The sequence below is a fragment of the Duffyella gerundensis genome (assembly GCF_001517405.1).
GTDB classification, from domain to species: Bacteria; Pseudomonadota; Gammaproteobacteria; order Enterobacterales; family Enterobacteriaceae; genus Duffyella; species Duffyella gerundensis.
Genome location: NZ_LN907828.1, coordinates 388,222 through 402,869 on the forward strand (window position 1 = coordinate 388,222; position 14,648 = coordinate 402,869).

At 52.0% G+C, this 14,648-nt stretch carries 17 protein-coding genes and 1 riboswitch; of the genes, 10 read left to right on the plus strand and 7 right to left on the minus strand.

What is annotated here, in order from left to right:
* The first annotated feature begins 349 nt into the window (after window positions 1-349).
* From EM595_RS18975 to EM595_RS18990, 4 genes are all read left to right on the plus strand, one after another.
* Entirely contained in the window at window positions 350-1,279 is a 930-nt protein-coding gene (locus EM595_RS18975) for a RepB family plasmid replication initiator protein (protein WP_067436552.1), read from the plus strand.
* 718 nt (window positions 1,280-1,997) lie between these two features.
* Window positions 1,998-3,197 (plus strand): AAA family ATPase, encoded by a 1,200-nt coding sequence (locus EM595_RS18980; RefSeq protein ID WP_067436554.1) that lies wholly within the window; start codon window positions 1,998-2,000, stop codon window positions 3,195-3,197.
* Between the two features lie 7 nt (window positions 3,198-3,204).
* The gene (locus tag EM595_RS18985) at window positions 3,205-4,173 is read left to right on the plus strand and encodes a ParB family protein (protein ID WP_067436556.1); all 969 of its coding nucleotides are present in this window, start codon (window positions 3,205-3,207) and stop codon (window positions 4,171-4,173) included.
* 178 nt (window positions 4,174-4,351) lie between these two features.
* Complete coding sequence (locus EM595_RS18990) at window positions 4,352-5,131, plus strand: nucleotidyltransferase domain-containing protein (RefSeq protein WP_067436559.1); 780 nt, start codon at window positions 4,352-4,354, stop codon at window positions 5,129-5,131.
* A 155-nt stretch (window positions 5,132-5,286) separates the two neighbouring features.
* Here the strand turns inward: EM595_RS18990 and EM595_RS18995 are convergent, their stop codons facing one another.
* The 4 genes from EM595_RS18995 to EM595_RS19010 form a co-directional block, all read right to left on the minus strand.
* Window positions 5,287-5,682 carry a (R)-mandelonitrile lyase gene (locus EM595_RS18995; protein WP_173645410.1) on the minus strand — a complete coding sequence of 132 codons (396 nt, stop codon included), beginning with the start codon at window positions 5,680-5,682 and terminating at the stop codon, window positions 5,287-5,289.
* Between the two features lie 295 nt (window positions 5,683-5,977).
* Window positions 5,978-6,202: a YgdI/YgdR family lipoprotein gene (locus EM595_RS19000; protein WP_067436565.1), complete on the minus strand. Its 225-nt coding sequence runs from the start codon at window positions 6,200-6,202 to the stop codon at window positions 5,978-5,980.
* A 20-nt stretch (window positions 6,203-6,222) separates the two neighbouring features.
* The gene (locus EM595_RS19005) at window positions 6,223-6,444 is read right to left on the minus strand and encodes a YgdI/YgdR family lipoprotein (protein ID WP_067436567.1); all 222 of its coding nucleotides are present in this window, start codon (window positions 6,442-6,444) and stop codon (window positions 6,223-6,225) included.
* Window positions 6,445-6,616: 172 nt separating this feature from the next.
* On the minus strand, window positions 6,617-7,498 hold the full coding sequence (locus EM595_RS19010) for a LysR family transcriptional regulator (RefSeq protein ID WP_067436570.1): 882 nt from the start codon (window positions 7,496-7,498) through the stop codon (window positions 6,617-6,619).
* 122 nt (window positions 7,499-7,620) lie between these two features.
* On the opposite strand from EM595_RS19010, the gene EM595_RS19015 reads away from it, so the two are divergent.
* Window positions 7,621-8,346, plus strand: a complete 726-nt coding sequence (locus EM595_RS19015; protein ID WP_067436573.1) for a pirin family protein — start codon at window positions 7,621-7,623, stop codon at window positions 8,344-8,346.
* 84 nt (window positions 8,347-8,430) lie between these two features.
* Here EM595_RS19015 and EM595_RS19020 read toward each other — a convergent pair whose 3' ends face one another.
* The 3 genes from EM595_RS19020 to EM595_RS21210 form a co-directional block, all read right to left on the minus strand.
* Window positions 8,431-9,045 (minus strand): response regulator transcription factor, encoded by a 615-nt coding sequence (locus EM595_RS19020; protein ID WP_067437029.1) that lies wholly within the window; start codon window positions 9,043-9,045, stop codon window positions 8,431-8,433.
* 297 nt (window positions 9,046-9,342) lie between these two features.
* Window positions 9,343-9,552 carry a YdgH/BhsA/McbA family protein gene (locus EM595_RS19025; protein WP_067436576.1) on the minus strand — a complete coding sequence of 70 codons (210 nt, stop codon included), beginning with the start codon at window positions 9,550-9,552 and terminating at the stop codon, window positions 9,343-9,345.
* Window positions 9,549-9,740, minus strand: coding sequence for a hypothetical protein (locus EM595_RS21210; protein ID WP_157883939.1), 192 nt, complete (start codon window positions 9,738-9,740; stop codon window positions 9,549-9,551). Before EM595_RS21210 ends, EM595_RS19025 begins: the two co-directional genes overlap by 4 nt.
* 467 nt (window positions 9,741-10,207) lie before the next feature.
* Between EM595_RS21210 and tsgA the strand changes: the two genes are divergently transcribed.
* The 5 genes from tsgA to EM595_RS19050 all read left to right on the plus strand — a co-directional run bounded on the left by tsgA (window position 10,208) and on the right by EM595_RS19050 (window position 14,648).
* A complete protein-coding gene (tsgA, locus tag EM595_RS19030) occupies window positions 10,208-11,410 on the plus strand; it encodes an MFS transporter TsgA (RefSeq protein WP_067436578.1) in 1,203 nt (400 codons plus the stop codon).
* Between the two features lie 111 nt (window positions 11,411-11,521).
* Window positions 11,522-11,643, plus strand: a riboswitch (TPP riboswitch).
* 137 nt (window positions 11,644-11,780) lie between these two features.
* Window positions 11,781-12,713, plus strand: a complete 933-nt coding sequence (locus tag EM595_RS19035) for an FAD-dependent oxidoreductase (protein ID WP_067436581.1) — start codon at window positions 11,781-11,783, stop codon at window positions 12,711-12,713.
* A complete protein-coding gene (gene thiS / locus EM595_RS19040; protein WP_222938539.1) occupies window positions 12,710-12,910 on the plus strand; it encodes a sulfur carrier protein ThiS in 201 nt (66 codons plus the stop codon). Before EM595_RS19035 ends, thiS begins: the two co-directional genes overlap by 4 nt.
* Window positions 12,911-12,913: 3 nt before the next feature.
* Window positions 12,914-13,672, plus strand: coding sequence for a thiazole synthase (locus EM595_RS19045; protein ID WP_067436584.1), 759 nt, complete (start codon window positions 12,914-12,916; stop codon window positions 13,670-13,672).
* Between the two features lie 13 nt (window positions 13,673-13,685).
* Window positions 13,686-14,648, plus strand: a complete 963-nt coding sequence (locus EM595_RS19050; protein WP_067436587.1) for a HesA/MoeB/ThiF family protein — start codon at window positions 13,686-13,688, stop codon at window positions 14,646-14,648.

Below are 14,648 nucleotides of genomic sequence, written 5' to 3' on the forward strand. Positions count from 1 at the left end.
TCAGTTTTATGACGAAGGCGTGAGGAAGCGCCATTTTGCGGTTGCTTAATAGCGATGCTTTCACGTTAATGTCGAGCGGAAACGGGTAAAACTTATCCACTTATACAGTGAATAGATCCTAATATAAGATCCTTATAGTTCCTGAATAGATCCAAAGAGATCCCCGATCGTCTCAGGCCAGACATACCAAGGGCTGAGAGGGTGATCGCATTCACTGTAATGAGTAAACTGTTCACTGTAATCAGCACAGTGTTCACTATAAAGAGTGGTATGTTCACTGTAAACAGTGCTAATGTTCACTATAATCAGGACATTGCTTTTTCCATCCACAAAAAGAAGATCCGCAGCCATGGCAGATAACATCAATGAAAACAAAGGATTGATTGATCCTTTTCTGTCAGTGACCAAACATAATGGTGAAGTTATTCAGCTTCATCCCAATAAAAATAATACCGTTCAGCCTGTCGCGTTAATGCGTCTTGGGCTGTTTGTGCCGACGCTAAAGTCCACGGCCCGCGGCAAATCAGGTGCGATGGCTTCTACCGATGCCACTAAAGAACTCAAGAACTTAACGCTGGTGAAAGCGGAAGGTTATGAGAAGATCACCATAACCGGCGCCCGGCTGGATATGGATAACGATTTTAAGACCTGGGCCGGGATTATTCAGTCGTTCTCCCGCTATCCCTGCAAAGGCGATACGGTGACGCTGCCTTTTGTTGATTTCGTGAAGATGTGCGGTATCCCCTCTTCCAGTTCGTCAGCGGCGCTGCGTAAAAGGCTCGATGCTTCATTACGTCGCATCGCCACCAATACGCTCTCCTTTGAAGGCAACGGCAAAGCCTATCACACGCACCTTGTGCAATCCGCCTATTACGATCGTGAAAAAGACATCGTGCGTATTCAGGCCGATCCCAAACTGTTTGAGCTCTACAACTTCGACCACAAGGTTTTGCTGCAGCTCCGGGCTATCTCCCGACTGAAGCGTAAAGAGTCCGCACAGGCGCTCTATACCTATCTGGAGAGCCTTCCAGCCAATCCGGCACCCGTTTCCCTTGCTCGTCTGCGTATGCGCCTCAATCTGGCCTCCAAGACCACCACGCAAAATCATGTGGTGCGTCGTGCAATGGAGCAGTTGCAGGAGATTGGCTACCTCGATTACACCGAAGTGAAGCGTGGCCGTGCCGTCTATTTCATTATCCATAACCGCATGCCTAAGCTGGATGGCATTCAGTCGATTGAAGATATCGCTGAGTTTACTGACTTCCCAGTTGAAGAGTAAACCTTCCTTTATTATCAATAATTTGCAAAACCATTAAGTTAAAGCATTCACTATAATGAGCATGAGCTGATGTCGGTAACATTCACTGTAATCAGCAAACGTTCACTGTAATGAGTGCTTAATCTCTTCTGCTAAACGTTCACTGTAATGAGCAGCGCTGCTTGCAGCATGACCTCAATCCAAACATTCACTGTAATGAGCACTTCTGGACGGCTGATCATTCACTGTAATCAGTAACGTTCACTGTAATCAGTAAAACGTGCGCTTTCACTAACGTTCACTGTAATGAGCAGCATTCCAAAACCCTCAGGCACGGTGGTTTTTTGATGGTTCGCATGTTCACTGCAATGAGTAACATTCACTGTGATGAGTGTTTTTAACCGGCTCGGCAGCGCTAACTACGCTGGCGTACACTTTACTCGCCTCCCCTGCCCACGCTTTTCCGGCTTTTGCTGATCACAGTGAACGTTACTGAGAAAGCAAATCCGCTCCTTACAGTGAACGTTATGCTTACGGCGATATTTACTCATTACAGTGAATGTATGACACCTTGAGTACCCTCTTCTTTCACTGCTCTGCTCATTACAGTGAATGTTTTGGTAGTCGGTCAGTAATGTGCATTCAGGATAATTTCTGACGTAGCTTCTTTTAAGTCTAATGTTGTCATACATGCAGGAATTATGTATAAAGGTGAAAAAGCTACATATATGAGGCATGTATGGGAATTGATGAAAAGCAGGTGCTGAAAGTTGCCCAGCGCTCTGAGAAAATGTTGCATTCATTGACGGATCAAATTCAGGCACAAAAAGCAGAATTACGTGAAAACACCTTTTACCAGGTCTACGCTAAAGCGGCGCTGGCTAAACTGCCTAAGCTGACGCGCGCCAGCGTTGATTATGCCGTTAATGAAATGGAAGAAAATGGTTACGTATTTGATAAACGTGCCGCTGGCAGCTCAACCAAATATGCTATCTCCATTCAAAATATTATCGATATCTATCATCATCGTGGCGTACCGAAGTATCGCGATCGTCATGACGGGGCCTATACGCTGTTCATCGGCAATCTGAAAGGCGGCGTATCCAAAACGGTTTCTACGGTTTCTCTGGCCCATGCGCTGCGCGCCCACCCTCACCTGCTCTGCGAAGATTTGCGAATTCTGGTTATCGATCTTGATCCGCAATCCTCAGCCACCATGTTTTTGAATCACGAACGTTCGGTAGGTTTAGTGGAAGCCACTGCCGCACAGGCGATGCTGCAAAACGTCAGCGGTGAAGAACTCAAAGCTGAGTTTATTGCGCCTTCTATCGTGCCTGGTGTCGATGTCCTGCCAGCTTCAATTGACGATGCCTTTATTGCTTCACGCTGGGATGAGCTGTGTGCAGAACATTTGCCGGGCCAAAACGTGCATACCGTTCTGTATGAAAACGTCATTGCCAAACTGAAAGACGATTACGATTTCATTTTTGTTGATAGCGGCCCGCATCTGGATGCCTTTCTGAAAAACGCCATCGCTGCGTCTGATTTACTGCTAACGCCAGTGCCCCCGGCTCAGGTTGATTTTCATTCCACCTTAAAATACCTGACGCGCCTGCCTGAACTGATTTCGATCATCGAGGACTCCGGCGCGGCCTGTCGCCTGCAAGGCAACATTGGCTTTATGTCCAAGCTCTCTAACAAGGCCGACCACAAGCTGTGCCATAGTCTGGCAAAAGAAATTTTTGGCGGAGATATGCTGGATGCTGCGCTGCCGCGTCTGGATGGTTTTGAGCGATGCGGAGAATCGTTTGATACGGTTATATCCGCTAATCCCGCGACCTATGTTGGCAGCAGTGAAGCACTGAAAAATGCTCGCTCCGCTGCTGAAGATTTCGCTAAAGCGGTTTTTGATCGTATTGAATTTATCCGACTGAACTGAGGTCATCATGAGTGCGAAAAGAATTACTATTGGCCGGACGTTTAGTCAAACGCCGGTGGAAACGGAAGACAGCAGTAATCCTGTACAGACCTTCGTGCTGTACACCGGCAAGCGGGCAGACTTTCGCTTCGAGCGCGTGGCGGCTAAAGAGATTGAAGAAAAGACCTTTGTCGATACTGACACTAACGGCCGCGATCAGGCCGGATTAACCCCAGAGTCGCTGAAGGATATTATCCGCACTATCCGTTTGCAGCAGTTCTTCCCGGCGATCGGTATTCGTCGCGGCGAGCAGGTTGAAATTCTTGATGGTTCACGTCGCCGTGCCGCTGCACTTCATTGCAAAACCGGGCTGAATATCCTGGTGACAGATGCTGATATCTCGGCTGAAGAAGCGAGAAAGCTGGCGCAGGATATTCAAACCGCCCGTGAGCACAGCCTGCGTGAGATCGGCATGCGTTTACTGGCGCTCAAGGCGGGTGGTCTGAGCCAAAAAGAGATCGCACAGAGCCAGGGACTGTCACCCGCCAAAGTGACGCGCGCATTACAGGCGGCCAGCGTACCCGGCGAATTGTTAGCGCTGTTTCCGAACCATGCTGAATTGACCCATCCTGACTATAAGGCGTTGCTGATTGCCTGTGAACAGCTACAGGAGTCTGGCCAGACGCTGGATACGCTGATTGATGGTTTAGCAGGAAAAGTCGATGACGTTCGGGCGAGCGAAAACCTGGCCGATGATGAAATCAAAAATGCCATCTTACGTTATGTGCGTGCTGAGAGCGCTGCGCTGCTTAAGCGGTCGGTAAAAGAGAAAGCGGTGACAACATCGCTGTGGTCATTTGCCGATAAAGATCGTTACGCACGTAAGAAGAGCCGCGGACGCAGCTTTAGCTATGAGTTCAATCGTCAGTCTAAAGAGCTGCAGGATGAGCTCGATCGCGTTATTGCCGCCACCCTGAAAAAGCATCTCGCCGACTAGTCTTCTCTCTCCCCTCATGCCGTCAGCGCTTATGAGGGGAGATTTTCTCCCTTCTTGCCCTCTCTGTGCTCGCCAGTGCAATTTCAGTGCTAAGTTAATGTAAGCAATGGCAATTCTGATACAATTTCAGCCTGAAATCGCCAACATTTCATTTAGCACGTGTGAACCAGGAGCCATTATGACCTGCTCGTCCGATTGTTTTATAAGGCGGCCTTCCTCAGATCCTTTTCAACCAGAATTTATTCCACTGCTTAGCGCAGTGCCAGAAACCTTACGTCAAATCCTGAACAGTAATCTGCACAGCGTTTACGTTTACGGCAGCGTGGCAGAAACCTGTGCCCTCCCAGAACATTCCGATCTGGATATCTGCGTGATTCTCTTTCAGCCGCTGAGTGCCGTTGAACAGGCGCAGTTGAAAGCAACGGTTTCACGTCTCACTCAAAAGCATGATGTTGTCCGCAAAATAGATGTCGATATGGGAACACTCAATGAAGTGCTGGCGCCACAAAATTTTTTCAGCTGGGGATACTGGTTGAGGCATCACTGTCGTCCGCTTTATGGGGCAGATCTCAGCGCTGGTTTTGCCGACTTTGCGCCTTCAAAGGAGATAGCGTTAGCGGTGAACGGAGATTACGAAAGCGTGCTTGTGGATTACCTGAAACGTATAGAAGCTGCGAAATGCGCTGTGGAGTTATACGCTCTTAAGAAATCTGCTGCTAAAAAAATGATTCGCAGCACCAACATTCTTCGAGAGTGCGACGATCGTGACTGGCCTTATTCGCTTCAGGATCATGTGGATAAATTCGTTGCTGTTTACCCGCAACATCGTGAGTTGATGGATTACTTTCTAAAGCAGAGCAATTTACCTTGTGATGAAAAGAAAGTGTTTACTGCGCGTCTGGTGTGGTTTATCACGTGGCTGAATGAGACAGCTAAAAAGTGTGAATCATCATCTTAAGTTTCAAGTTCGTCGACCATGATAACAGGGGAAATGAGCACCTGAAATTGCGCAGGTTCGCCACGCTAATTTCATCGCTAATATAATGAATTATATGTTTTTTTATAAAGTATTTCAGGCTGAAATCGCCACTGTTTCAGCCTGATTTTCACTACTTAACCACGATACTCCTCATCACTAACCTGTTCCAGCCAGGTTACCGGTGAGCCATCCAGCGATTCCGCGATCGCAATGTGTGACATAGCATTTTTATCAGTGGCACCATGCCAGTGGCGAATACCTTCCGGTATCCAGACAATATCGCCCTGGTTCATAATCTTTTTCTCTTCCCCTTCGCACTGAATCCAGCCCTGTCCGTGAATGATTATCAGCGTTTGGCCGAGAGGATGCGTATGCCAGGCGGTACGCGCGCCTGGTTCGAAAGTAACGGTCGCCCCGCCGGTTCTGGCTGGTGCGTCAGTTTGAAAGGGGGCATCGATACGGACGCGGCCAGTGAAATAATTGTCCGGGCCGGATGCTGATGGAACGGAACCACTACGAATAATTTTCATCATTACTCCTGCTATAAAAAAAACGCCTGAATGCCAGCGTTTCGTCAGCCGCTAACATGAGGGTGGATAGCCAAATGGCATTGGCTAATTCGCTGTAAGTGATAAACAGCATAACGGCATTAACTGGCTTTGATTAGAGGGGTAACATCGCTAGAGGTTATTACCCTGGCTCATAAGTCTTTAGCTATTGCACTCTCTGTTGTGAAAATACGCGCGGGGGAAACAATTGTCGAAAAGGGAGAATGAATAGCAGGCAAAAAAAAAGCCCCCGAAGGGGCCTGGCAATGCACGGTTATTACGGAACTTCTGAGACCGCTTTTACATCGCTTTTGTTGATTTGTTGCTTCACGCCATTTGCATCAACGTAGCCCAGCAGGCCTGTCTCAGCTTCGCTTGGCTTGCCATCACTGATGATAGTGCGGCCGTCGTTAGTGTGGATAGCATAGCTGGTACGCGTACAGCCAGAGAGAGCTGCCACACAAATTAACGCTGCCGCTGGCAGTAAAATAATCTTCTTCATGGTCATCTCCTGATTGATTGTTAGTTATCCAGTTCACTCATGTTCTTAACCTGATCACGGTTAATTTGTTCAATCTTGCCGGTCTGTGCATTCTTGTAAGAAACCAGACCTGTATCGCTATCAACCTGAGGCTTGCCATCAGTTACAATGGTTTTGCCGTCGGTCGTTTGCAGAGACTGGTTAGAAGAGCAGCCAGCAAGAAACAGTGAGGCAACCACTACGGCGAAAATTGTTTTTTTCATTTCCTTGATATCCCTTATTTGAAAATTTTACCATCCGGTAAGGGGGGACAGTACGTTAATCATGATGCTGATTATTATTAATAATAGACGCTTTTTCAGTTTTTGCTTTTGCCAAAAAATGTACTGGCAGTGAGTTCGCACCGGCCAGCTGGATTATCATCATTGTAAAGGCTTATGCGCTGCGTAACGCCTCCACCAGATAATCGAGGAAAACCCGATTAATTTCGCTGCGCTGACGATGCTGAGGATAGACAGCATGCAGATTGAGTGAGGCGGGATAACTGTTTTCAAGCACGGCAACCAGTTCGCCACTTTTGAGCGCGGGTCCGACGATAAACTCCGGAAGCAACACCATTCCCAGACCGGCGATAGCCGCATCGCGCAGCATCTCACCGTTATTACTCACCATCGGTCCACGCACGTCGACGAGTTTGCGTTTGCCATCCTGAATCAGTTCCCAGCCTTGCTGACCTTCTCTGCCATAGCGCAGACACGCATGATGGATTAATGCATCCGCGGTCTCTGGTTCTCCTGCACGTACCAGATAATCGGGACTGCAACAGATCACACGCTTGAGTTCGCCAAGCCGGCGTGAAATCAGGGTGGAATCAGCCAGCGTGCCGATGCGGATCGCCATGTCAAAACCTTCCCCAATGACATCAACATAACGATCGGCCAGCTCAACCTGAAACTGCACGGCGGGGTGCTGACGCAGAAAGTGGGCAATCAACGGCGAAAGGTGGCTCATGCCAAAAGACATCGGCATGCTGATCCTGAACGCACCATGCAAATCGTGACGGCGTTCGGTGACCGCCTGTTCAGCCTCCTGAATATCATCCAGAATACGCTGTGCATGGCGGGCAAACACCAGACCTGAATCGGTTATCGACAGCTTGCGCGTATTACGGCTGACCAACCGCGCACCGAGTGAAGCCTCAAGCGCCGCCATACGGCGACTGACATATTGTTTGGATAACAGCAGCTGTTCCGCCGCAGCGGTAAAGCTTCCAGCATTCACTACTGCGAGAAAAATGCGAAGATCTTCAATCTGCATATTGTCCACCAAATTGTGACACTGATTGCCGCGTCAGGGCATTGTTGAGGGAATGAGTTTACGGGTAATCTTTATGCATCGGAAGCGTAAACGCACTTCCTCACACCATTAAGGAAAGCATCATGATCGAGCAAAGATTATCTGCACAACGTGGTACCGGCGATCACGGCTGGTTGCATTCACGTCATACTTTCTCTTTTGCTGGCTATCGCGATCCGGCTCAGGTTGGCTTCTCCGATCTGCTGGTGATCAATGACGATCGTGTCGCCGCCGGTCGCGGTTTCGGTGCGCACCCACACAGCAACATGGAAATTATCTCCTACGTGTTGCAGGGCGAGCTGGCACATAAGGATTCGATGGGCACGGGTTCAGTGATTGTCCCCGGTGACGTTCAGTTGATGAGTGCCGGGTCGGGCGTGACGCACAGTGAATATAATCATTCCACCACCGATGGCGTGCATTTTCTGCAAATCTGGGTGGTGCCGGCTGAGAAAAATGGCGAACCGGGATATCAGCAAATCTCAGTCCCGGATGCTGAAAAACGCGGCAAGCTGCGGTTGATCATCTCGCCGGACGGCGCTGAACACGCCCTGCATATCCGTCAGGATGTGAAAATTTATGCCGGTCTGTTTGATGGCGATGAGCAGGATACGATTGAGATCGATGAAGGCCGCTATGGTTATATTCACGTTGCCCGTGGCAGCGTGGTGATTAACGGTTTGCCGTTCGCCGCTGGTGATGGTGCGCGCGTTCGTGAAGAACATGCGCTGACATTTAGTCAGGGCGATAATGCGGAAGTGCTGTTTTTCGATTTGCGGCCTGTGGAAGTTAATCATCCCACCCGCTAAGCGTGGCTGATTACAGTGAACGATTGTGGCTGGCTAAACAAAAAGAGGATGCTCGAGGGCATCCTCTTTTTTTTGTGTTATGTCTCAGGCGGTTTCGGTCGGCTGTAACCGTTCTGCGGCGCGCACCAGATCGGCCAGCGAACGCACCTGCATTTTTTCCATTACCCGACGACGATGCACTTTAACGGTAATCTCACTGACGCCCAATTCCGCCGCCATCTGTTTGTTCAGTAATCCGCGAATAGTCAGCCATAGCACTTCCTGCTCGCGGCGGGTCAAACTAAGAAAACGCTGCTGGAGTTGGTGGCTCTCCAGGCAATGACTGGAATTGCGCGTGGCAAGCTGAAGCGCACCCTCAACGGCTTGCAAAAGCACATCAGACGCGACCGGCTTAGTTAAAAATTCGTGCGCGCCCGCTTTCATCGCCCGAACGGAGAGGGGAATGGTGCCGTAACCGGTGAGAAAAATGATCGGCAGTACACGGCCACTTTGCTTGAGGGCGCCAACGACGTCGAAACCATCAGCAACCGGCATATTCATATCGAGAATGAGGCAGCCTGGCGCGTCGCAAAACGTATGCGACATAAATGCCGTGGCCGATGCAAAATCCATTGCGCTATAACCTTCCGACTGAAGCAACCTGACGATCGATTTTCTGACCGCGTTATCATCATCAACAACATATACGATTCGTTCCATAATCAGCCTCTGTGACTGCTGCCAGCGATCGTGTTTGCGCTGCGGAATGGCGACCATAAGATCTGCAGGTTCGTCATTGTTTACATCATTTTAAAACGGGGTTTTGATATTAACACAATACAAATCATTATCATCTGTCGTATCGACTGCAAAGCAGGAGAGATCGGGATTTCAGATTATCGCCCGCGACGGGAGAAAGGAAGCATGGAGCGCTAAAGCAGAAGACACGGGAAGCAGAGGAGGCAGGTAATAAAAAAACAGCGTGCCTGAGGCTACGCTGTTTTTTTAAAGAGGATGTTATTTAGTCAGCGTGGCAGTCATGTAAACGCCATTCTGAAAATAGGCGCTGGTCACTTTGTAGCTGGCGCCCATTTCCTGTGCCTGCGCAGCAATTTTCGCTTCTGCATCGTCAAGCGTAGGGGCAGTAACACTCAGTGAAGCAGCAAAGGTGCTGGCTGATGCGAAAGAAAGTACGATAACTGCTGCAATTTTTTTGATGTTTTTCATGATGAATTCCCAAGGTTATTTTTTAATTTTGAGGCTGTTGTGCCTCGATGGAAACTATCATAGGCGCGATGCCTGACGCTTGAAAGGCCATTATCTTGCTCAAGTCTTTCAAATAAATTGATGTTTATTTCCGTAGCAGAATATGAAGCGCTGTCGGTAGCACTGCCGCCAGAAAGGGGGTTAATCAAAGGCTATCCTGGGTCTCACGTGGTCTCGCTTTGAGCAGAGGGATAGTAATCATGCAGCGGTGAACAAATGGAGCCTGGCGCCGGGATAGCGAATCTCTTCTCTCTGTTAGGTTTGGCCCAGTAATCAGTAGCCAGAGAAAAGTGCGGTAAACGAGGAAGAATATTCAACCCGACTAGCCATGCGCAACGGCGTTGTATTTGGCTGAAATTTGATTTTGAGGGCGCGTGATTATACAGCAGCGTACGTGTAGAAATGGGATTTTGATCACGTTATGAATGCAACGCGCTGCAACAAAAAGCAGAAAGCGATCTGGCTCAGGAAGTTGCATTGTTGACGCATCCTTATTAGGGACAACGTTGTTTTTGATATATATTCATCAACCCAAAATTCTCTTACCAGGGCGAATAACTCAGGTCAATTGCCGACCTTTGCGGTTCATCACATGCTCAATACTTACAGGTGGCATATGTTTAAAAGAATTAACCCGGTGCTGATTATATGCTTTCTCTGCTATGGCTTTACCGGGGCAACCGTCATCGTGACGGGCGTTGTGCTCGGTGACCTGGCAAAATACTTTGGCCTGCCTGCGGCTGAAATGGGAATGATATTCACCTGGCTGAACAGCGGTATCCTGCTGGCCACCACGGCCAATATTTTCCTGCTCAAAAAGACCGGCGCGAAGAAACAGTTCATTTTTATGGGCGTGCTGCTGCTGCTGGCACTCTGGTTGCTGTTTGCCGATCACGATCTGACGCGTTTCTCTTTTGGCATGCTATTGCTGGGCGTCAGCAGCGGCATCACCATGTCGGTGGGCACCTCGCTGATTGCCAATATGTACGAAGGGCGTATGCGTGCGTCGCGACTGTTGTTGACCGACTCGTTCTTCAGCATGGCCGGTACGTTGTTTCCGATGCTGGCGGGCTATATTCTGGTACGCAACCAGCCGTGGCAGTGGATTTATGCGGCCATTATCGCCATGGGCGTGGTCATTATTCTGCTGTCGCTGGTGGCTAATTTTGCAGCCGCGGTGAAAAAACCTGCGGTGGCAGCAGCAGCGACTACCGGCGTGACCCGCGGCGAAAAATGGGGGCCGGGCGTTTACCTGATCTCCACCGCGGCATTTGCCTATATTCTCGGCCAGCTTGGCCTGATGGCATGGATTCCGCAGTCGGTGATGGAGCGCTTTAATGTGACGATTGCCGATGCCGGTGCCACCGTAGGACATTTCTGGACTGCCTATATGGTCGGCATGTGGTGCTTTAGCGTGATCCTGAAATACCTGCGCCCGATTGTGGTGCTGATCCCGCAGACTGCGCTGAGCAGCCTGCTGATCTATCTTTCCATCACCTCGGACAATTTTGAAGTCGCCAACTATGCGCTGATCGCCGCTGGCTTTATCTCCAGTGGTATCTACACCACGCTGATCACGCTAGGTACCTTGCAGGTGCGTTCCGCTTCACCGAGCCTGGTAAACTTCATTCTGACCTGCGGCACGGTAGGCACCATGCTGACCTTCGTGGTGACCGGTCCGATGGTCGGTTCCATCGGCGTGGAAAAAACGTTGTGGTTCCTGAATGGTCTGTATGCCTATGTTTTTGTTATCAGCGCGCTGACCACGCTGTTGAAAAGCAAAACACCTGCGGTGCAGGGCAGCAGCATCGGGCACTGATTTCTGCCTGAACACGTTGCGCATTGGAAGCCCTCGCTGAGCGAGGGCTTTTTTTATTGCAGCAGAATTTTCCTACAGGGCTTGACGTCAACCCGCCGCGTAACCTACAAATAGAGCCGTCAGGGGAGTCTCGCCAAAGAGACTGAGAGGCTACTAGCGAGCGATTCGCGGCGTAGCGACCCTTAGAACCTGACCCAGTTGATACTGGCGTAGGAAGACGGGCCGCTGATGCTTTTCAGCGGCTTGCCGCAAGGGCTGTATTCATCCGTCCGCGCATTTTCCCCTTCTTGTATCACGGGTCTCAGTTACGCTGAGAGGCCAAAGTGACGCTGTTTTTTACTTCCCTATTTTTCTTGTTGGACAAGCCGCAATGAGCCGGTGGTCAGTGCTGGGCAGCGGCGTTGCCGGACTGTGCGTGGCCACATTGCTGGCAGAGCAGGGCGAATCGGTTGAGATTATTACCGATGAGACACGGCTTGCGGCATCGCACTGGGCGGGCGGCATGCTGGCGCCCTGGTGTGAAGGCGAAAGCGCGCCTGCGCAGGTGACCGAATGGGGCCAGCGCGCGGCGGGCTGGTGGGCTCAGCGGGTCAGCGGCGTTACGCATCATGGCACGTTGGTGCTCGCTGCTCCGCGCGATCGCCAGGAGCTTATCCGTTTCGCCGATATGACGCAGGCTCATCAGTGGGTGGAACCGGCCACGCTGGAACCGCAGCTGGAAAATCGTTTTGCCCGCGGCTTGTTTTTTGCTGATGAAGCGCACCTCGATCCGCGGCAGGCGATGCAACAGCTGCGTGAAACCCTGACGCAGCGCGGCGTAGATTTTCACCGCGGGCAGCCGGTTGGCAAGGTCATCGACTGCCGGGGCATTCACGCCGCGCAAGCCTTGCTCTCGCTGCGTGCCGTACGCGGTGAAATGTTGATCCTGCAGAGCCGCGACGTGCAATTTACCCGGCCAATCCGCCTGTTACATCCCCGTTTCCCCTGTTATCTGGTGCCGCGTGACGAGGGCCGTTTCATGCTCGGCGCAACCATGGTCGAAAGCCACGACAGCAGCCCGATCAGCGCTCGCGCCATGATGGAATTGCTCAGCGCCGCCTGGACGATTCACCCAGCGCTGGCCGAAGCGCGCGTGCTGGAAAGCGGCACAGGTCTGCGTCCCGCCTTCAGCAATAACGTGCCTGAAATTCATTATCAGGACGGCAGGTTCTATCTCAACGGCATGTATCGTCACGGCTTTTTGCTGGCGCCAGTCATGGCCGAAAAACTGATGCAACAACTGAAACAGGAGTCGCATTCATGATCACCCTCATCCTCAATGGGCGCACCATCACCACCCGCAGCAGCACGCTGGCGGCACTGTTGCACGAACAGCAGCTCGATCCCGCCTGCGTGGCCAGCGCGATTGACGGCGAGTTTGTGCCGCGCACGCATTATGAAACGCAGCCACTTGGCGACGGCATGCGGCTGGAAGTGCTGTCGCCGATGCAGGGAGGCTGAACCATGTTCTATGACTTTACGCCGCAGTCACGCTTCCTGATCGGCACCGCCGGTTATCCTTCACCCGACGTGCTCCAGCAGGCCATTACCGCCGCAGAAAGCGACATAATCACCGTCAGCCTGCGCCGTGAAGGCAGCGAAGGCGCAGCATTCCGCGATCTGCTGACGCAGCTCAATAAGCGCGTGCTGCCCAATACCGCAGGCTGCCATACGGTGAAAGAAGCGGTAACCACCGCACACATGGCGCGCGAGCTGTTTAACACGCGTTGGATCAAGCTGGAGGTAATCGGCCATGCCGACACGCTGCAGCCCGATCCTTTTGCGCTGGTTGAAGCCGCTCGCATTCTCTGTGCCGAGGGCTTTCAGGTGTTTCCCTATACCACTGAGGATCTGATCGTCGGCGACAAGCTGATTGAGGCGGGTTGTGAGCTGCTGATGCCCTGGGGGGCACCGATTGGCTCAGGGCAGGGATTGCGTAATCCGCACGGACTGCGCGCCATGCGCGCGTGGTTCAAAGGCATTCCACTGATCGTGGATGCGGGCATCGGCGCGCCAAGCCAGGCCGCGCAGGCGATGGAGATGGGCTTTGATGGCATTCTGCTTAATACCGCGGTAGCGAAAGCACGAGATCCGGTAAGGATGGCCGCGGCGTTTGCCGCCGCTATTCGCGCCGGAGAACAGGCTTACGCCGCAGGATTAATGGAGCAGCGCGACATGGCCGCGGCCTCCACGCCGATCTTTGGCCTGGCCGAGTTCAGTTAACAAGCGAGGAAAAATGGATCGTTATCAACGTCAAACCATGCTGCCGGAAGTCGGCGACGTGGGGCAGCAACGTCTGGCGCAGGCGCGTGTCGCGGTAATCGGCGCCGGTGGACTGAGCGCCACGCTGCTGCCTCTGCTGGCAGGCGCGGGCGTCGGCACACTGCATATTTACGATGGCGATCGGGTGGCGCTGCACAATCTGCATCGTCAAACGCTGTTCGGCATGCAGGATATCGGCGCGCTAAAGGTTCACTGTGCACAGCAGGCGCTGGCGCGGCTTAACCCCGATTGCCGGGTTGAGGCGCATACTGCGATGCTCACCGCCAGCGGCGTAGATCGCGCGCTTGAGCAGGTTGATTTGGTGATCGACGCCGCCGACAACTTTGCCACAACTTGGCTACTGTCGGATGCCTGCCAGCGCCTTGCGCTGCCGCTGATCAGCGCCTCAGTGCTGGGCCGTCAGGGTTATGTTGGCGGCTTTTGCGGCGGCGCGCCTGGCTATCGCGCGCTGTTTCCTCAGCTGCCGAGCACGGCGGCAAACTGTAATACCGCAGGCGTGATGGGACCCGCGGTCGCCGCGCTGGGCGCGATTCAGGCGCAGATGGCGTTGAGCGTGCTGCTGGCGCATCAGCCTTCGCCGCTGGGTAGCGTGACCCAATGCGACTTTAGCCGCTGGCACTTTAATAGCTTCCGCTTTGATGGCGCAGAAGAGCCTGTCAATCTTCTTCCTTTCATCGATCGTCAGCTGCTGTGCGACGATGATTGTGTGGTCGATCTGCGCAGCAGCAGCGAAGCACCGCACAGCGTTAGCGCGCATGCCCAGCGCATCCCACCTGCGGATATAGCTGGCTGGCAACCGCCAGCCGATCGGCGCATCGTGCTGGTCTGCGCCAGCGGTTTGCGTGCAGGACAGGCGGCGCAACAGCTACAGCAGCGTGGTCTCTTCCGACTCGCGCTGCTGGCGGCGAATTACTGA

Coding starts and splice junctions, on each gene's coding strand:
- EM595_RS18975 (WP_067436552.1), top strand. CDS start 350: ATGGCAGATAACATCAATGAAAACAAAGGATTGATTGATCCTTTTCTG.
- EM595_RS18980 (WP_067436554.1), top strand. CDS start 1,998: ATGGGAATTGATGAAAAGCAGGTGCTGAAAGTTGCCCAGCGCTCTGAG.
- EM595_RS18985 (WP_067436556.1), top strand. CDS start 3,205: ATGAGTGCGAAAAGAATTACTATTGGCCGGACGTTTAGTCAAACGCCG.
- EM595_RS18990 (WP_067436559.1), top strand. CDS start 4,352: ATGACCTGCTCGTCCGATTGTTTTATAAGGCGGCCTTCCTCAGATCCT.
- EM595_RS18995 (WP_173645410.1), bottom strand. CDS start 5,682: ATGAAAATTATTCGTAGTGGTTCCGTTCCATCAGCATCCGGCCCGGAC.
- EM595_RS19000 (WP_067436565.1), bottom strand. CDS start 6,202: ATGAAGAAGATTATTTTACTGCCAGCGGCAGCGTTAATTTGTGTGGCA.
- EM595_RS19005 (WP_067436567.1), bottom strand. CDS start 6,444: ATGAAAAAAACAATTTTCGCCGTAGTGGTTGCCTCACTGTTTCTTGCT.
- EM595_RS19010 (WP_067436570.1), bottom strand. CDS start 7,498: ATGCAGATTGAAGATCTTCGCATTTTTCTCGCAGTAGTGAATGCTGGA.
- EM595_RS19015 (WP_067436573.1), top strand. CDS start 7,621: ATGATCGAGCAAAGATTATCTGCACAACGTGGTACCGGCGATCACGGC.
- EM595_RS19020 (WP_067437029.1), bottom strand. CDS start 9,045: ATGGAACGAATCGTATATGTTGTTGATGATGATAACGCGGTCAGAAAA.
- EM595_RS19025 (WP_067436576.1), bottom strand. CDS start 9,552: ATGAAAAACATCAAAAAAATTGCAGCAGTTATCGTACTTTCTTTCGCA.
- tsgA (WP_067436578.1), top strand. CDS start 10,208: ATGTTTAAAAGAATTAACCCGGTGCTGATTATATGCTTTCTCTGCTAT.
- EM595_RS19035 (WP_067436581.1), top strand. CDS start 11,781: ATGAGCCGGTGGTCAGTGCTGGGCAGCGGCGTTGCCGGACTGTGCGTG.
- thiS (WP_222938539.1), top strand. CDS start 12,710: ATGATCACCCTCATCCTCAATGGGCGCACCATCACCACCCGCAGCAGC.
- EM595_RS19045 (WP_067436584.1), top strand. CDS start 12,914: ATGTTCTATGACTTTACGCCGCAGTCACGCTTCCTGATCGGCACCGCC.
- EM595_RS19050 (WP_067436587.1), top strand. CDS start 13,686: ATGGATCGTTATCAACGTCAAACCATGCTGCCGGAAGTCGGCGACGTG.